At 72.4% G+C, this 15,791-nt stretch carries 15 protein-coding genes and 2 pseudogenes; 13 read left to right on the top strand and 4 right to left on the bottom strand.

All coding sequences use genetic code 11. The features are described from left to right. From ACE3Q3_RS04740 to ACE3Q3_RS04715, 6 genes and pseudogenes are all read left to right on the top strand, one after another. Window positions 1-87: pseudogene (locus ACE3Q3_RS04740) on the top strand (enoyl-CoA hydratase); the annotation flags it as partial. A gap of 121 nt (window positions 88-208) precedes the next feature. After that, a complete protein-coding gene (gene rpsT, locus ACE3Q3_RS04735) occupies window positions 209-475 on the top strand; it encodes a 30S ribosomal protein S20 (RefSeq protein WP_374442639.1) in 267 nt (88 codons plus the stop codon). A 317-nt stretch (window positions 476-792) separates the two neighbouring features. Next, a complete protein-coding gene (locus ACE3Q3_RS04730; RefSeq protein WP_374442636.1) occupies window positions 793-1,248 on the top strand; it encodes a rhodanese-like domain-containing protein in 456 nt (151 codons plus the stop codon). 5 nt (window positions 1,249-1,253) lie between these two features. Continuing rightward, complete coding sequence (dnaA, locus tag ACE3Q3_RS04725; RefSeq protein ID WP_374442633.1) at window positions 1,254-2,639, top strand: chromosomal replication initiator protein DnaA; 1,386 nt, start codon at window positions 1,254-1,256, stop codon at window positions 2,637-2,639. Window positions 2,640-2,751: 112 nt separating this feature from the next. After that, on the top strand, window positions 2,752-3,417 hold the full coding sequence (locus ACE3Q3_RS04720) for a lipid-binding SYLF domain-containing protein (RefSeq protein WP_374442630.1): 666 nt from the start codon (window positions 2,752-2,754) through the stop codon (window positions 3,415-3,417). 29 nt (window positions 3,418-3,446) lie between these two features. Further along, entirely contained in the window at window positions 3,447-4,907 is a 1,461-nt protein-coding gene (locus ACE3Q3_RS04715; protein WP_374442627.1) for a cobyric acid synthase, read from the top strand. Here the strand turns inward: ACE3Q3_RS04715 and cbiB are convergent. Continuing rightward, window positions 4,888-5,880 (bottom strand): adenosylcobinamide-phosphate synthase CbiB, encoded by a 993-nt coding sequence (cbiB, locus tag ACE3Q3_RS04710; RefSeq protein WP_374442624.1) that lies wholly within the window; start codon window positions 5,878-5,880, stop codon window positions 4,888-4,890. The two genes, ACE3Q3_RS04715 and cbiB, sit on opposite strands and share 20 nt — an antisense overlap. A 50-nt stretch (window positions 5,881-5,930) precedes the next feature. On the opposite strand from cbiB, the gene ACE3Q3_RS04705 reads away from it, so the two are divergent. After that, on the top strand, window positions 5,931-7,586 hold the full coding sequence (locus ACE3Q3_RS04705) for a glycosyltransferase family 39 protein (RefSeq protein ID WP_374442621.1): 1,656 nt from the start codon (window positions 5,931-5,933) through the stop codon (window positions 7,584-7,586). A 7-nt stretch (window positions 7,587-7,593) separates the two neighbouring features. On the opposite strand, the gene ACE3Q3_RS04700 is transcribed toward ACE3Q3_RS04705, so the two are convergent. Further along, window positions 7,594-8,766, bottom strand: coding sequence for a mandelate racemase/muconate lactonizing enzyme family protein (locus ACE3Q3_RS04700; protein WP_374442618.1), 1,173 nt, complete (start codon window positions 8,764-8,766; stop codon window positions 7,594-7,596). Between the two features lie 122 nt (window positions 8,767-8,888). Here ACE3Q3_RS04700 and ACE3Q3_RS04695 point away from each other — a divergent pair, with 122 nt between their 5' ends. After that, complete coding sequence (locus ACE3Q3_RS04695) at window positions 8,889-9,710, top strand: alpha/beta fold hydrolase (protein WP_374442615.1); 822 nt, start codon at window positions 8,889-8,891, stop codon at window positions 9,708-9,710. A gap of 5 nt (window positions 9,711-9,715) precedes the next feature. Here ACE3Q3_RS04695 and ACE3Q3_RS04690 read toward each other — a convergent pair whose 3' ends face one another. Continuing rightward, the gene (locus ACE3Q3_RS04690) at window positions 9,716-10,276 is read right to left on the bottom strand and encodes an ankyrin repeat domain-containing protein (RefSeq protein ID WP_374442612.1); all 561 of its coding nucleotides are present in this window, start codon (window positions 10,274-10,276) and stop codon (window positions 9,716-9,718) included. Window positions 10,277-10,348: 72 nt separating this feature from the next. Further along, window positions 10,349-11,719 (bottom strand): amidohydrolase family protein, encoded by a 1,371-nt coding sequence (locus ACE3Q3_RS04685; RefSeq protein WP_374442609.1) that lies wholly within the window; start codon window positions 11,717-11,719, stop codon window positions 10,349-10,351. Between the two features lie 281 nt (window positions 11,720-12,000). On the opposite strand from ACE3Q3_RS04685, the gene ACE3Q3_RS04680 reads away from it, so the two are divergent. From ACE3Q3_RS04680 to ACE3Q3_RS04660, 5 genes and pseudogenes are all read left to right on the top strand, one after another. After that, the gene (locus ACE3Q3_RS04680) at window positions 12,001-12,741 is read left to right on the top strand and encodes a GntR family transcriptional regulator (protein WP_374442607.1); all 741 of its coding nucleotides are present in this window, start codon (window positions 12,001-12,003) and stop codon (window positions 12,739-12,741) included. A 349-nt stretch (window positions 12,742-13,090) separates the two neighbouring features. Beyond that, window positions 13,091-14,131 carry a rod shape-determining protein gene (locus tag ACE3Q3_RS04675; RefSeq protein WP_374442604.1) on the top strand — a complete coding sequence of 347 codons (1,041 nt, stop codon included), beginning with the start codon at window positions 13,091-13,093 and terminating at the stop codon, window positions 14,129-14,131. A 55-nt stretch (window positions 14,132-14,186) separates the two neighbouring features. Continuing rightward, window positions 14,187-15,074, top strand: a complete 888-nt coding sequence (mreC, locus tag ACE3Q3_RS04670; RefSeq protein WP_374442599.1) for a rod shape-determining protein MreC — start codon at window positions 14,187-14,189, stop codon at window positions 15,072-15,074. Beyond that, window positions 15,071-15,586 (top strand): rod shape-determining protein MreD, encoded by a 516-nt coding sequence (mreD, locus tag ACE3Q3_RS04665; RefSeq protein WP_374442596.1) that lies wholly within the window; start codon window positions 15,071-15,073, stop codon window positions 15,584-15,586. Before mreC ends, mreD begins: the two co-directional genes overlap by 4 nt. A 17-nt stretch (window positions 15,587-15,603) precedes the next feature. Next, window positions 15,604-15,791, top strand: a pseudogene (locus ACE3Q3_RS04660) (penicillin-binding protein 2); the annotation flags it as partial.

The following is a 15,791-nucleotide window of genomic DNA, read 5'->3' as shown; positions in this document are numbered from 1 at the left end:
TTCCACTCGACCTTCGCCACCCAGGACCAGAAGGAAGGCATGGCGGCCTTCGTCGAGAAGCGACCGGCCGCGTTCCGCAACCGCTGATCCCTTTTCGGCCGGCGCCCCCTGTGGATGAATCTGCGGGGCCCCGTATTGACGCCCGGGGGCCGCGGCTCTATAAGCCGCGCCTCATTTCCGGACACACATTCGAGAGGCAGGGACCGTCATGGCCCAGCATAAGTCGGCGGAAAAGCGCGCCCGCCAGACCGAGCGCCGCACCGCGGTGAACGGTGCCCGCATCGGCCGCATCCGCACCTTCGTGAAGAAGGTGGAACTCGCCATCGCGTCGGGCGACAAGGCGGCCGCCCAGGCGGCGTTCCAGGCCGCCCAGCCCGAGCTGCAGAGCGGCGTCACCAAGGGCGTCCTCCACAAGAACACGGTCTCCCGCAAGCTGTCGCGGCTGTCGGCGCGGATCAAGTCGATCTCCGTCTGAGATCCGGCGTTTCCGGGGTGTCGTCGCGCGGTCGCAAGGCCGCGTGGCGATGGCGCGCGTCCGCGTCCCGGACGCTCCCTGGGCGTGCGTCGAATCTCCGCCGGGAGTCCGTTGCGAGTCCGTGATCGCCGGGTCTACACTCCCCGGCGGCGGACCAGAGAGACACCCCGACGGGGAGCGGGCAGTCCCGACCGTCTGCCGGGCGATCAGCCAGCGCTTTGTTTCTTCTTCGGTTTTTCCGAATCGAACGATCAGGGATCGGCCGGCTACGGTCGCAGAACGCGGGCCGGCGAGATCGGGGGGGCGCGATGTCCGTTATGCCGCTCAGAGCAGTGCCGAACGAGGGCGGGGGGAGTGCCGCCTATGCCGGTGACCTGTCGTCCCAGGACGCCTGGCGCCTGCTGGCGGAGGATGCGCGCGCGGTCCTGATCGACGTCCGTACCCGGCCCGAATGGATGTTCGTCGGCGTTCCCGATCTCTCGACGATCGGCAAGCGCGCGGCCTTCCTGTCCTGGCAATGGTTCCCGACCATGGAGGTCGCCCCGGACTTCGTCCAGTCGATGGAGAAGTCCGGCATCGAACGCGACCAGACGATCCTCTTCCTGTGCCGGTCCGGCGCCCGCTCGCGTGCCGCCGCGATTGCCGCGACCAAGGCCGGCTACCGGCGTGCGTTCAACGTCAGCGACGGATTCGAGGGGCCGCCCGACGCCGAGCGTCATCGCGGCCGCATCGCGGGATGGAAGGCGTCCGGCCTGCCCTGGGTCCAGGAATAGGCCCGATGCTCGATCGCGACGACAGCGCCGTCCAGGCGCAGTGGGCCCGCATTCGTGGGCGGCTGCGCGAGGAGTTCGGCGAGGCGGCCTTCCGGACCTGGCTGAAGCCGGTGACGCTGAAGGACGTGCGCGGCGGCGTCGTCCGCCTGGCGGTACCGACCAAGTTCATGCGCGAATGGGTCGAGACCAACTATCTCGACCGCCTGCGCGTCCTGTGGACGGGCGAGAACGGGAACGTGCGCACGATCGACATCGCGATCGAGAGCGCGCTTGCCCGCGCCGGCGCCGCCGAGCCGGGGCCGGAGGCGACCGCGGCGCCCGTCGAGCCGGCGGAAACCGGCGACGAAATGGTCGTCGACCGGGGCGATTTCGCCGGCCGGCTCGACCCGCGCTTCACCTTCGAGAACTTCGTCGTCGGCAAGCCGAACGAACTGGCGCATGCCGCCGCCCGGCGGGTCGCGGAGGCGACCACCGTCCCCTTCAACCCGCTCTTCCTCTATGGCGGCGTCGGTCTCGGCAAGACCCACCTGATGCACGCCATCGCCTGGCATGTGCGCCGGCGGGAGCCCAGCAAGCGGGTGATCTACCTCTCGGCCGAGAAGTTCATGTTCCAGTTCGTCAAGGCGGTCCGCTTCAAGGACACCATGGCGTTCAAGGAGCAGTTCCGGTCGGTCGACCTGCTGATGATCGACGACGTGCAGTTCCTCTGCGGGAAGGATTCGACGCAGGAGGAGTTCTTCTACACGTTCAACGCGCTGGTCGATCAGAACCGCCAGATCGTCATCTCGGCCGACAAGTCGCCGTCGGACCTGGAGGGGCTGGAGGAGCGGATGCGCTCCCGGCTCGGCTGGGGCCTCGTCGCCGACATCCACCCGACCACCTACGAACTGCGGCTCGGGATCCTGCAGACGAAGGCCGAGCAGCTCGGGGTCGCCGTCCCCGGCAAGGTGGTCGAATTCCTCGCCCACAAGATCACCTCGAACGTCCGCGAGCTCGAGGGCGCCCTCAACCGCATCTCCGCCCACGCCTCGCTGGTCGGCCGTCCGATCACCATCGAGACCGCGCAGGAGGTGCTGCACGACTTGCTGCGCGCCAACGACCGCCGGATCACCATCGAGGAGATCCAGAAGCGCGTGGCCGAGCATTTCAGCATCCGCATGGCCGACATGCATTCGGCCCGCCGCGCCCGCGCGGTCGCCCGCCCGCGCCAGGTGGCGATGTATCTCTGCAAGCAGCTGACGCCGCGCTCGCTGCCCGAGATCGGGCGCAAGTTCGGCGGCCGTGACCATACGACGGTGATGCACGCGGTCCGCAAGATCGAGGAACTGCGGGCCAGCGACCCCAACCTGTCCGAGGACATCGAGCTGCTGCGCCGCATGCTGGAGACCTGATCCCGGCCGCGCCCCGATCGTCGCGAAGCCGCCATGATCGGGACCGAGGATGCGGGAACCGGCCGCCGCCGGTGCCGTTGTGGAGCGGACAATCCGCCAGGAGGTTGCGGGCATGGTGAAGTGGCTTTCGTCGATTCTTGCGGTGCTGGTGCTGTGGACCGGCTCCGCGTTCGCCCAGTCCGAGGAGCAGGAGGTGGTCGACCGCGCGCGGATCACCGCGACGTCCATGCTGGGCCATCCGGACTACCGCGAGGCCCAGGCGCAGATGCGCAAGGCCAAGGGCGTCATCGTCATCCCCTCGCTGGTCAAGGGCGGCTTCATCCTCGGCGGCGAGGGCGGGTCGGGCGTGCTGATGGTCCGCGGCCGCGACGGAAGCTGGAGCAGCCCCAGCTTCGTCACCATGGCCGCCGGCTCGATCGGGCTCCAGATCGGCGTGCAGACGGCCGAGGTCCTGTTCCTCATCATGACCGACCGCGGCCTGCAGTCGGTGATGAAGGACGAGTTCAAGGTCGGGGCGGATGCCTCGGTCGCGGTCGGCCCGATCGGCGCCGGCGTCGAGGCGGGCACCACCGCCAACCTCCGCGCCGACATCCTGTCCTTCTCGCGGACCCAGGGCCTGTTCGGCGGCGTCAGCTTCGAGGGCTCGCTCATCAAGCCGCGGGCCTCGTGGAACGAGCGCTACTACGGTCGCCCGGTCTCGGTGCGCGACATCGTCATCGACCGCAAGGTGTCGGCGCCGGGTGCGGAGAGCCTGCGGCGGTCGGTCCTGGTCAACTGAGACCACCCGTCGGTCCGGCCCGTGCCCTGATGCTCCAGGGCACGGGCTCGGACGTCGGCAAGTCGGTCCTCGTCGCCGGTCTCGGCCGCGCCTTCGTCCGGCGCGGCCTCCGCGTGCTGCCGTTCAAGCCGCAGAACATGGCCAACAACGCCGCCGTCACGGCCGACGGCGGCGAGATCGGCCGCGCCCAGGCGCTCCAGGCGCGTGCCTGCCGGGTGGCGCCCCGGCGCGACATGAACCCGGTCCTCCTCAAGCCCGAGGCCGATCGGCGCGCCCAGGTGATCGTCCTCGGCGACGTCGCCGGCGGCTGGGACGCCGCCGGCTACCACCGGCTGAAGCCCGACCTGCTGCCGGTCGTCCGCCGCGCCTTCCGGACCCTCGCGGCGGACGCCGACCTGGTGCTGGTCGAGGGCGCCGGCAGCCCGGCCGAGGTCAACCTGCGCGCGGGCGACATCGCCAACATGGGGTTCGCCTTGGCCGAGGGCGTGCCGGTCGCGCTCGTCGCCGACATCGACCGCGGCGGCATGCTGGCCTCGGTCGTCGGCACCATGGCGCTGCTCCCGGCCGAGGAGCGCCGGCTGGTCCAGGGCTACCTCGTCAACAAGTTCCGCGGCGATCCCACCCTGCTCGCGCCCGCCTTCCCGATCGTCGCGCGCCATTCCGGACTCGCCTGCCTCGGCACCGTGCCGTGGCTGGCGGCGGCGCGCGCGCTGCCGGCCGAAGACGCGGTGGCGGCCGAGCGTCATGCCGGGGAAGGGGCGACCGGCTTCCGCGTCGCCGTGCCGATGCTGCCGCGGATCGCCAACTTCGACGACCTCGACCCGCTGCGGGCGGAGCCGGACGTGTCGGTGGTCTTCGTGCCGCCCGGCCGGGCGATCCCGGCCGCCGACCTCGTCGTCGTGCCCGGCACCAAGGCGACCCGGGCCGATCTCGATTTCCTGCGCCGGCAGGGCTGGGACGTCGATGTCCTGGCCCATGTCCGGCAGGGCGGCGCCGTGCTCGGGCTCTGCGGCGGCTACCAAATGCTGGGCCACGCCGTCGCCGATCCCGACGGGATCGAGGGACCGGCCGGCTCGAGCCCCGGGCTCGGCCTCCTCGACGTCGCGACGACGATGGCCGGCAGCAAGCGGCTGGCCCCGGTCGCGGGCGTGCACCCGCCGACCGGCGAGCCCGTTCGCGGCTACGAGATGCACATGGGCGTGACGGAGGGCCCCGGCCGCGCCCGCCCGTTCCTCGTGGTCGGCGGCCGGCGCGAGGGCGCGGTCTCTGCCGACGGGCGGGTCTTCGGCACCTACATGCACGGGCTCTTCGCCGCCGACGGCTTCCGCCGCGCCTTCCTCGCGCAACTGGGCGCGCCGGCGCGCGCCGCGGCACGCTACGAGGCGACGGTCGAGGCGGCGCTGGACGAGATCGCCGACGCGCTCGAGCGGGCCCTCGACCTCGACGCCCTGCTCGCCCGGGCCGCGCCCGTCACCGCAGCCACAGCGTGAGGGCGGCGGCGGCGATGCCGCCGATCAGCAGCGCGCAGGCACGGGTGTAGAGGACGAGGGCGCGGCCGATGTCGGCGGCGTCCGCGCGCGCCCGTCCGGCGCCGATCCACGGCGCGTCGACGGTGATGCCCGGATAGCGCCGGGGGCCGGCGAGCGCGAGGCCGAGGGCGCCCGCCATCGCCGCCTCCGGCCAGCCGGCATTGGGCGAGCGATGCTTGCCGGCGTCCCGCGCCATGGTCGCCAGCGCCGCCCGGGCGGTGGTGCCGGGGGTGGCCAGCGCCGCCGCGGCGAGCAGCAGCCCCGCGAGCCGCGCCGGGACGAGGTTGAGCAGGTCGTCGAGCCGCGCTGCGGCCCAGCCGAAGGCGCGGTACTGCGGCGTCCGGTGCCCGATCATGCTGTCCATCGTGTTCACGGCCTTGTAGGCGAACAGGCCCGGCAGGCCGAGGAGCAACGTCCAGAAGACCGGTGCGACGACGCCGTCCGAGAAGTTCTCGGCGAGGCTTTCGATCGACGCCCGGGCGACGCCGTGGCCGTCGAGCGATTCCGGGCTGCGGCCGACGATGTGTGCGACGGCGCCCCGTCCGGCCTCGACGCCGCCTTGATCGAGGGCCGTGCCGACGGCCAGCACATGGTCGTGGAGGCTGCGCTGGGCGACGAGGATCGCGATCGCCAGCACCTCGATCGCCGGACCGGCCCGCAGGCGGGCCGCGACCCAGGCGACCGCCGCCCCGGCGGCGGCGGCGGCCGCGACGACGACCAGGACCGTGACGCCGCCGCGGAGCCGCCGGGCGCGCTCGCTGCGCTCGGGCCGGTTGAGGCGGCGGTCGAAGAAGGCTATGAGCCGTCCCACGAGGACGACCGGATGGGGCACCAGCCGCCACAGCAGCGGCGGATCGCCGACGGCGGCGTCGAGCAGCAGCGCCAGGAACAGATGCACCAGCGGGGCGACGCTTCCAGGTTCGGCGAGCAGCATCGCCCGACAATCGGTCGCAGCCGGGCCCCGGTCAATGGATGGGGGCGGTCATGAGCGGCGCCCGCGCTGCGCTGGAACGCTGGTCGACCGGCGGGCGCCCGTGGGTCGCCCTGGTCCTCCTCTGCCTCGCCCTCTACCTGCCGGGCATGGCGGCGCTGCCGCCCTTCGACCGCGACGAGGCCCGGTTCGTCCAGGCCACCCGCCAGATGCTGGACACCGGCGACTTCGTCCAGATCCGGTTCCAGGACGAAGCGCGCAACAAGAAGCCGGTCGGCATCCACTGGCTGCAGGCGACCGCGGTCTCCCTCGTCTCCGATGCCGGCGCGACCGCGCTCTGGCCCTACCGCCTGGTCTCGGCGGCCGGCGCCACCCTCGCGGTGCTGCTGACCTTCCTGCTCGGGCGGGGCCTGTTCGGCGCCCCGGCGGCGCTGCTCGGCGCGGCGGCCACTGCCGGCACGCTCGTCCTCGTCGCCGAGGCGCATCTCGCCAAGACCGATGCGGCGCTTCTCGCCGCCGCGCTCGCCGTCGAACTGGCGCTGGCGCGCATCTATCTCGCCGCCCGCGCCGGCGCCGCCGGCGGTGCCGGCACCGCCCTCCTGCTGTGGTGCGGCATCGGTGTCGCCGCCCTCGTCAAAGGACCGGTCGTGCCGGCGCTGGCGCTGCTGGCCGCGGCCGCGCTGTCGCTGGCCGATCGCGACGCGGGCTGGCTGCGGGCGACGCGGCCGCTCTGGGGCCTGCCGCTCGCCCTCCTCATCGTCGGACCGTGGCTGGTGCTGGTCTCGCAGGCGACCGACGGCGCCTTCCTCGGCGAGGCGGTCCGCTCGGACCTGCTGCCGAAGCTGATCGGCGGCCAGGAATCGCACGGCGCCCCGCCCGGCTACTATCTCGGGCTGCTGGCGGTGACGGCGTGGCCGGCCTCGCTCTTCGTGCCGCTCGGCCTGTGGGCGGCGTGGCGGGGCCGCGGGCAGCCGGCGATGCGGTTCGCCCTCGCCTGGATCGTGCCCGGCTGGCTCATGTTCGAGATCGTGCCGACCAAGCTGCCGCACTATGTCCTGCCGCTCTATCCGACCCTGGTGCTGCTGGCCGCCCGGGCGGCATGGACGGGGGCGGCGGCAACGGGGCGCTGGCGGTGGGCGATGGGCGCCTGGACCGGCCTCTGGGCGCTGGTCGGGCTCGGTCTGGCGACGCTCGCCGTCGCGGCCGGCTTCGTCTTCGGCGACGGCCTGGCCACGGCGGCGGTGGGCGCGGCGCTGGTGCTGCTGGCGGGCGGGGCGTTCGTCGTTGGACGCTGCCGCCGCGACCCGCCGGGCGCGGTGCTGGGCGGGCTCGGGGTCGCGGTTCTGGTCTTCGGGCTGCTGCTCGGCCGCGTCCTGCCGCCGCTCGACGGGCTGTGGCTCGGCCGTTCGGCCGCCCAGCTCCTCGCCCGCGAGGGGGTGCCGGCGGCGCACGCGGCGACCGTCGGCTACAGCGAACCCAGCCTCGTCTTCCTCGCCGGCACGGCCATCGAGTTCACCGACGTCGCGGGCGCGGTGCGGCATCTCGCGGCCGGCCCCGACCGGGTGGTGCTGATCGGCGACCGCGATCGCGACCGCTTCCTCGCCGCCGCCGCCGCCGCCGAACTCGCCACCGTCGCCGGCCCCGCGGTGCGGGGCTTCAACTATTCCCGCGGTCGCTGGACCGAGCTCACGCTCTATCGCCGGTCGTGACCCGCCGTCAGAGGTCGGGCACCAGCGTCCGCATCAGGGCGTAGAGGTTGGCCTTGGTCTCGAAGCCGACGCCCGGGACGTCCGGCAGGCGCACGCGCCCGTCCTCGACCGCGATTCCGTCGGCGAAGCCGCCGAACGGCTGGAAGACGTCGGGATAGGACTCGTTGCCGCCGAGATGGAGGCCGGCCGCGATATTGAGGGACATCTGGTGGCCGCCATGGGGCACCACGCGGCGCGACGACCAGCCGAGCGCGGCGATGGCGTCCAGCGTGCGCAGGTACTCGACCAGCCCGTAGGACAGCGCGCAGTCGAACTGCAGCCAGTCGCGATCCGGCCGCATCCCGCCATAGCGGACGAGGTTGCGCGCGTCCTGGTGCGAGAACAGGTTCTCCCCGGTGGCGAGCGGGCCGGGATAGGCCGCGGCCAGTTCCGCCTGCAGCGCATAGTCGAGCGGGTCGCCCGCCTCCTCGTACCAGAAGAGGCCATAGGGCGCGAGCGCCCGGCCGTAGGCGAGCGCCGTCTCGAGGTCGAAGCGACCGTTGGCGTCGACCGCCAGGTTGGCGCCGTCGCCGACGATCTCCAGCACCGCCTCGATCCGGCGGCGGTCCTCGTCGAGCGAGGCACCGCCGATCTTCATCTTGACGACACGGTAGCCGCGATCGCGATAGCTCCGCATCTCGTCCTGGAGCTGCCGGTCGTCCTTGCCGGGATAGTAGTAGCCGCCGGCGGCGTAGACCCAGACGCTCTCGTCGGCGACGCCGCCGCGATAGCGGTCGGCCAGCAGCCGCCACAGGGGGACGCCCGCGATCTTCGCGACCGCGTCCCACACCGCCATGTCGATGGTCCCGACCGCGACCGAGCGGTCGCCATGCCCGCCCGGCTTCTCGTTGGTCATCATCGTCCGCCAGATCGCGAACGGGTCGAGATTGTCGTGGCCCTCGTCGACGAGGCTCTCCGGCTTCGCCTCCAGGACGCGCGGGATGAAGCGCTCGCGCATCAGCGCGCCCTGGCCGTAGCGTCCGTTGGAGTTGAAGCCGAAGCCGACGACCGGCCGGCCGTCGCGGACGACGTCCGTCACCACCGCCACCACCGAGGCGGTCATCTTCGAGAAATCGATATAGGCGTTGGCGATGGGGGACGCGATGGACGCGGTCTTCTCGCGGATCTCCAGGATGCGCACGGGGGTCGGCTCCTGCTGCGGGGCTGCGGGTCGCCTCCCTTGTAGCCCGGCCGCGGCCGCCGGCAGAACCGAAAGCTGTCCCGCCGCGACGACCTTCCCGGATCAGCCCGGAGGAAGCGTCCATGCCGACATTGCACGAGGTCCGGATCGAGGGCGGCGCCCGCGTCCCCTATGCCCGCAGCGGGGGACGGTCGGGACTGCCGACGATCCTGGTCCATGGCCTGACCGACTCCTGGCGCTCGTTCGAGGGCGTCATGGCGCGCCTGCCCGGCCATCTGCCGGCCCTGGCGCCAACCCTCCGAGGTCACGGCGACGCCGCCCGGCCGGCCGGGCCCTACGACCTGCCGGCGCTGGCGGGCGAGGTGCTGGGGCTGATGGACGCGCTCGCCATCGACCGGGCGATGGTCGTCGGCCACTCCATGGGGGCGGCCGTCTCCCTGCGGCTGGCGGCCGACCATCCCGATCGCGTCGCCGGGCTGGCGTTGCTCGGCGGCTTCGCGACGCTGGACGGGAATCCGGTGGCCGTGGAACTGCGGGCGGCCGTCGACGGGCTCGTCGACCCGGTCGATCCCGGCTTCGCGCGCGAGTTCCAGGCGAGCACCCTGGCGCGGCCGGTTCCGGGCGCCTTCCTCGACATGGTCGTGGACGAGAGCCTGAAGGTCCCGGCCTTCGTGTGGAAGGCGGCGCTCGCCGGCCTGTTCGCGACCGACACCGCGCTCGACCGCGTGACCGCACCGACCCTGATCCTGTGGGGAGACCGCGACGCGCTGCTGCCGCGGGCGGGCCAGGCCGCGCTGGCCGCCGCCCTGACGGGTGCCAGCCTCGTCGTCTTCGCGGGGGCGGGCCATGGGCTGCACTGGGAGGATCCCGCGCGGACGGCGGCCGAACTGGCGCGGTTTCACGCCCGGCTCGGCGAGGGGGCCGCCCGACGCCGAGCGTCGTGACGCCGCTAGCGGGCGGCGCGGCGCAGGACCTCGGCGGTGCGGCGCTGGTTCGAGCGCTCGGCCCAGTCGACGGCGGCGAACCCGGAATAGTCCTGGCGGCGGGCGTCCGCGCCCTTCTTCAGGAGCAGGCGGACCATGTCGACCCAGCCCGACGCCGCCGCCTGCATCAGCGGGGTGACGCCCTGCTTGTTCTCGGAATCGACCTTGGCGCCGCCTGCCAGCAGCAGTTCGGCTGCCTCCATCCGGCCGCGGTCGGCGGCCAGCATCAGCGCGGTGTTGCCGAAGCGGTCGCGCACGTCCACCCAGGCGCCGCGATCGAGCAGCACGCGGACGATCTCGGCATTGCCGGAGACGGCGGCATACATCAGGGCGGTCCGCCCGTCGGTGTCGCTGCGGTTGGCGCTGGCGCCGCCCAGGAGCTGGGCCCGCACGCCGTCGAGATCCTGGTTGTAGGCGGCGACCAGCAATTCGTCGCGCGGTGCCAGCAGGCTGATCTCGGCCGTCGCCGGCGTCGCCGCCGCCGCCAGCGCCGCGAGCACGGACAGCATCCGGATCCGAACCATCATCGCATTCCTCCGCTGCCAGGACGGCGGAAGTTGCGGCAGACGTCCCGCTGCCGTCAACCTGCGCGGCCCGACCTATTCGGCGGCGGCGAGCCGGCCCCGCGACGGGCCGTAGAGCTCGGCCACCCGCTCCTGGGTGTAGAGATCGGTCCAGTTGCTCCAGGCGAAGTCCGTGACCTTGCGCGGATCGTAGCCACGGGCCGGGATCCGCATCTCCTTGCCGTCGATGTAGACCGCCTCGATCCGCTTCTTGTCGAGCAGGATCGAGACGTTCTGCAGCGGCGAACCGTCGACGACGATGAAGTCGGCGGCCATGCCGGGGGCGATCACGCCGGTGCGGTCGCCGTCGGCCATGAAGCGGGCCGTCACCTGGGTCGCCGCGCGCAGCGCCTCGGCGGGGGTGAAGCCCAGATGCGCGACGAAGATCTCGAGTTCGCGCGCGTGCCACTCGCCGTAGGGCGTGACGGCGAAGCCCGAGTCGGTGCCGGTCATCATCGGCACGCCGGCCGCCTTGGCCCGTCGCAGGTTCTCGCACGCGATCTCGAACTCGCGCTGGGTGTCGGCGATGCGCCCCTTGATGTGGGCCGGCTCGTGCCGCTGGGTGAAGTCGACGATGTTGCGCGGAAAGGTGAGGGTGGGGCCGATCGCGCTGCCCGACTTGACCAGCGCGTCCAGGCACTCGTCGTCGAGATGGTAGGCGTGGAAGATGAGGTCGACGCCGGCCCGCGCCGAATAGAGCGTCGCCTCGCGGCCGCGGGCATGGACGACCACCTTCTTGCCCAGGCGCTGGGCCTCCTGGACCATGACGGTGGTCTCGTCCTGGGTGAAGGCGGCGACGAGTTCGCCGTTGGCGCGGCGGTGGAACCCGTCCATCGCCAGCTTGATGCAGTCGACGCCGTTCTTCACCTGGACGCGGATTTCCTCGATCGCCTCGTCCTTGCTGGCGACGAGCCGGCCGATCGAGGTCTCGGGCGCGCCGATCCAGCTCGGATACCAGTCGGTCAGTCCCTGGCGGGTGGTGAGGTAGCGCCCGGCCGCGGTGACGCGCGGACCGTCGAAGAGGCCGGCGCGGATGGCGTTGCGCACCGACAGGCTGATCTGCCCGGCGTCGCCCGGGGCGCAGATCGAGGTGTAGCCGGCGGCGATGCAGCGCTGCGCGAAGTAGAGGCCGCGGAGCGCCCGGAACTCGAGCGGGGCGTAGAGGTCGATGTCCTCCTCGGTCTTGGCGTTGCCGTAGGCGAGGTGGGTGTGGACGTCGTGCAGGCCCGGCATGACGAAGCGGTCCGAATGGTCGAGGACCATGTCGCCGCGGCCGGGGGCGGGTGCCTCGGCGGTCGGGCCGACATGGACGATCCGGCCGTCATCGCCGACGATGATGGTCTGGTCGGCCTCCGCCGCGTCGGCCGCGCCGGTGAAGAGGGTTCCGCACCGCACATGCCTGGTCATCGCCATGCCCTCCCGCGCCTTGCCGCCGGTCGACGGCCGATGGTCGTCCACTCTATGGGATCGGTCGTGCGCGGAGCCATGCGCCGCTTGGCCGCTCCCGATCCGACCGGCAAGGGTGGCCACCGGGACGGCAATGGTATACCACGCCGACGGACGGCAGCCATTGCGACTTGGACGCAGGGCCCTCGGCATCGCTGGCCGGGCGCGAACATCCCGTGCGATGATCGTCTCCCCTCTTTCGCGACCGGTCCTGCGCCGGCCCTGACCCGGATGGAGCGCCCGTGGCCCCGGTAACGACCGCTCGACGCATCGTCGACCCCGCCGAAGCGCGCGACGCCATGCCGGCCGCGGCGGCGGGCGAGGACGGAATCGGCAAGAGCCTGGGCGATCGCGCCTATGACCAGCTCCTCGACCGGATGCTGGAGGGCACGTTTCCGCCCGGAACGCTGCTGCAGGAGCGCGCCCTCGCCGAGATGCTCGGCATCTCGCGCACGCCGGTCCGCGAGGCGCTGGCGAAACTGGAGTCCGAAGGGTTCGTCACCCGCGATGTCGGCCGGCTGCTGGTCGTCCGCGAGGTGCCGATGCAGGAGCTGATGGAGATCCTGCATGTCCGCACGATCCTGGAGACCGAGGCGGCCGGAATCGCCGCCGGCCGGATCCCGGCGGCCGAACTGGCGGCGCTGCGGGCGCTGTTCGAGGCCCAGCTCGCCGGGTCGCTGCCGGACGGCGCCGACGTCCGGGCGGCGGACGACCGGCTGCACGGCTCGATCGTCGATGCGGCCGGCAACATCGTGCTCGCGGAGACCGTCCGCAGCCTTCGCCGCCGCACCCGGATGTTCAACCTCGAGCGCCTGCCGGACCGGTTCGTGCCCGGCTGCCGCGAGCATCTCGCGATCGTCGCGGCGCTGGAGCAGGGCGACGGGACGGCGGCCCGCCTCGCCGTCGCGGCCCATCTCGAGAGCACGCGGCGCGGCATCCTGGCGAAGCTCGAGCTCCTCTCCGCGGGGCGTCCGGCGGGCTGACGCGGCGCGGCTGCGGGTCCGTCGCCGACGCAGAGAAAACCATTGCCCCGGCGATGCGGGCAAGCGTAAGACTCCGCCGCCGGGCGGCCGGACCTGACAGGTCCGGCCGGGGCCTTCGGGCCGTATCCGGCGGCGTGGTAGCGGGCGTTTCGATCAGGCCCTTCCCCGGCGCGGCCGGGCATGGATCGCGGCGTGCCGGGCAGTGCGATCCGGCGGCCGAACCCTCTGCCGCCGGGAAATGATCCGATGACTGCCGCGACGGAAGCCGGCCCCCTTGCGCCTCGGGCGCGAACCGGGCAAGGGGCGAGGCCGGACGGCGTGGCGCATGGAATGAGGGGCGCAGGAAGCGATGTTTTCTCGTCTGCTGGGCATGCTGTCGGCGGATATGGCGATCGACCTCGGGACGGCGAACACGCTCGTCTATGTCAAGGGCCGCGGCATCGTCCTCAACGAGCCGTCCGTCGTCGCCATCACCACGATCAAGGGCAAGAGGCAGGTCCTCGCCGTCGGCGACGAGGCGAAGATGATGCTCGGCCGCACGCCCGGCAACATCCAGGCGATCCGGCCGCTCCGGGACGGCGTCATCGCCGACTTCGACGTCGCCGAGGAGATGATCAAGCACTTCATCCGCAAGGTGCACAACCGGCGGAGCTTCGCCAGCCCGCAGATCATCGTCTGCGTTCCTTCGGGATCGACCGCCGTCGAGCGCCGGGCGATCCAGGAATCGGCCGAAAGCGCCGGCGCCCGCCGGGTCTACCTCATCGAGGAGCCGATGGCGGCGGCGATCGGCGCCGGCCTGCCGGTGACCGAGCCGACCGGCTCGATGGTCGTCGACATCGGCGGGGGCACGACCGAGGTCGCCGTCCTGTCGCTCGGCGGCATCGTCTATTCGCGGTCGGTACGGGTCGGCGGCGACAAGATGGACGAGGCGATCATCGCCTACAACCGCCGCAACCATAACCTGCTGGTCGGCGAAGGCTCGGCGGAGCGGATCAAGAAGGAGATCGGCTCGGCCTGCCTGCCGGAGGATGGCGAGGGCCGGGTCATGGAGGTCAAGGGCCGCGACCTGATGAACGGCGTGCCGAAGGAGATCGTCATCAGCGAGCGCCAGGTCGCCGAGAGCCTGGCCGAGCCGGTGGGCCAGATCATCGAGGCGGTGAAGGTCGCGCTCGAGCACACGGCGCCCGAACTGGCGGCCGACATCGTCGACAAGGGCATCGTGCTGACCGGCGGCGGCGCGCTCCTCGGCAACATGGACCATGTGCTGCGCATGGCCACCGGCCTCCCGGTCTCGATCGCCGACGATCCGCTGTCCTGCGTCGCCCTCGGCACGGGCCGGGCACTGGAGGAGATCAAGACGCTGCGTCATGTCTTGATCAGCGCCTACTAGCGGCGAGGCCCGCCGCCGGTCGGACGCCGCCGTCAGGGAGGGGGAAGGGGCAGGAATGCGCGCGCAGTCGCCGTTGCGGCTCACCATGCCGATCCGGGCCTGGATGCAGCGCTTCGCGCTCCTGCTGCTGATTCTCGCCGCCTTCGGGCTGATCGTGCTCGGCAAGGCGGACACGGTGGTGGTCGAGCGGCTGCGCGTGCAGCTCGCCGACACGCTGGCCCCGTTCTTCGACCTGGTGTCGCGGCCCGCCGCCAGCTTCGGGCGGGTCAGCGAGGAAGTCCGCGAGATCTCGGCCCTCCGGGCGGAGAACGAACGCCTGCGCGAAGCCAACGCCCGCCTGCTGCAGTGGCAGGAGGTGGCGCGCCGGCTGGAGGCCGAGAACCAGCAGCTCCGCGGCCTGATGAACGTCACGCCGGAGCCGACCGTCGGCTACGTCTCGGCCCGCATCATCGCCGATTCCGGCGGCGCCTTCGTCCGCAGCGTGCTCGTCAATGCCGGTGCCCGCAACGGCGCCGCCAAGGGTCAGGCCGCGATCATGGACCATGGCCTCGTCGGCCGCGTCGTCGAGGTCGGCGACCGGGCGTCGCGGGTGCTGCTCCTGACCGACCTCAACTCGCGGATCCCGGTGCTCCTCGAAACCTCGCGCGAGCGGGCGGTGCTGGCAGGGGACAACGGGCCGCGGCCCCGGCTGCTCTACCTGCCCTCGCGCCGCGAGGCGGCACGGCCCGGCGAGCGCGTCGTGACCTCCGGCCATGGCGGCGTCTTTCCCCCGGGCATCCCGGTCGGCGAGACCGTGTCCGGCGAGGACGGGCTGGTGCGGGTGTCGCTCTATGCCGACTTCGACCGGCTGGAGTATCTCCGCCTCGTCGACACCGGCCTCGCCCATACGCTGTCCGAGCCGATCCCCGGGCCGCAGCGGGTGCGCCCGCGCGGGCGCTCATGACAGTGGGCCTGCTGCATCGCCTGGACGGCTGGTCGCGCGACCTGCTGCCGACGCTGACGACCGTCCTCTTCCTGGTGCTGTCGACGGTCCGCATTCCCGTCGCCGGCTTTCGCACGGTGGCACCGGCGATCGTCCTCATCGCGGTCTACCACTGGACGGTGCATCGGCCGCTGCTGCTTCCGCCCGCGGTCATCTTCGTGGTGGGCTTCGTCCAGGACCTGCTGTCCGGCAGCCCCATCGGCACCGGATCGCTGACGCTGCTGGCGGTCTACCTGGCGGTCCTGTCGCAGCGGCGCTTTCTCGCCGGCAAGCCCTTCCCGATGGTCTGGCTGGGGTTCGCCCTGGTTGCGGCGGTCACCTTCTTCGCCCTCTGGGCGGTCGTCAGCGCCCTCTCGGGCGTTCTCCTCGATCCGCGCGAGGCGGCCTTCCGCGGCCTCGTCACCATCGCCTGCTATCCGCTCTTCGCCGGGCTGCTGCTCGGCCTCCAGCGCGCGTTCATGAGCCGGCACTAGGGACGGGCGGGATCGGGATGCGCCAGGACCGCAGCCAGGCCCGGGTCTTCACCCGCCGCGCCCTCCTGCTGGGGGGCGGCCAGGCGGTGCTGTTCGCCGTTCTCGGCGCAAGGCTCTACTACCTCCAGGTCGTCGAGGCGTCCCGCTATGCGATGCTGGCGGACGAGAACCGGATCAACGTCCGGCTCCTGCCGCCGCCGCGGGG

Source organism: Allostella sp., from assembly GCF_041913585.1.
Lineage (GTDB): Bacteria > Pseudomonadota > Alphaproteobacteria > ATCC43930 > Allostellaceae > Allostella.
Note: the sequence above shows the minus strand (reverse complement) of the source record. Positions and strands in the feature narration are given on the sequence as shown.

Bases quoted from the DNA above. Each gene is read 5' to 3' on its own strand.
- ACE3Q3_RS04675 (WP_374442604.1), top strand. From the start codon at position 13,091: ATGTTTTCTCGTCTGCTGGGCATGCTGTCGGCGGATATGGCGATCGAC.
- ACE3Q3_RS04690 (WP_374442612.1), bottom strand. From the start codon at position 10,276: ATGATGGTTCGGATCCGGATGCTGTCCGTGCTCGCGGCGCTGGCGGCG.
- ACE3Q3_RS04730 (WP_374442636.1), top strand. From the start codon at position 793: ATGCCGCTCAGAGCAGTGCCGAACGAGGGCGGGGGGAGTGCCGCCTAT.
- ACE3Q3_RS04685 (WP_374442609.1), bottom strand. From the start codon at position 11,719: ATGACCAGGCATGTGCGGTGCGGAACCCTCTTCACCGGCGCGGCCGAC.
- rpsT (WP_374442639.1), top strand. From the start codon at position 209: ATGGCCCAGCATAAGTCGGCGGAAAAGCGCGCCCGCCAGACCGAGCGC.
- ACE3Q3_RS04695 (WP_374442615.1), top strand. From the start codon at position 8,889: ATGCCGACATTGCACGAGGTCCGGATCGAGGGCGGCGCCCGCGTCCCC.
- mreC (WP_374442599.1), top strand. From the start codon at position 14,187: ATGCGCGCGCAGTCGCCGTTGCGGCTCACCATGCCGATCCGGGCCTGG.
- mreD (WP_374442596.1), top strand. From the start codon at position 15,071: ATGACAGTGGGCCTGCTGCATCGCCTGGACGGCTGGTCGCGCGACCTG.
- dnaA (WP_374442633.1), top strand. From the start codon at position 1,254: ATGCTCGATCGCGACGACAGCGCCGTCCAGGCGCAGTGGGCCCGCATT.
- ACE3Q3_RS04715 (WP_374442627.1), top strand. From the start codon at position 3,447: ATGCTCCAGGGCACGGGCTCGGACGTCGGCAAGTCGGTCCTCGTCGCC.
- cbiB (WP_374442624.1), bottom strand. From the start codon at position 5,880: ATGCTGCTCGCCGAACCTGGAAGCGTCGCCCCGCTGGTGCATCTGTTC.
- ACE3Q3_RS04720 (WP_374442630.1), top strand. From the start codon at position 2,752: ATGGTGAAGTGGCTTTCGTCGATTCTTGCGGTGCTGGTGCTGTGGACC.
- ACE3Q3_RS04705 (WP_374442621.1), top strand. From the start codon at position 5,931: ATGAGCGGCGCCCGCGCTGCGCTGGAACGCTGGTCGACCGGCGGGCGC.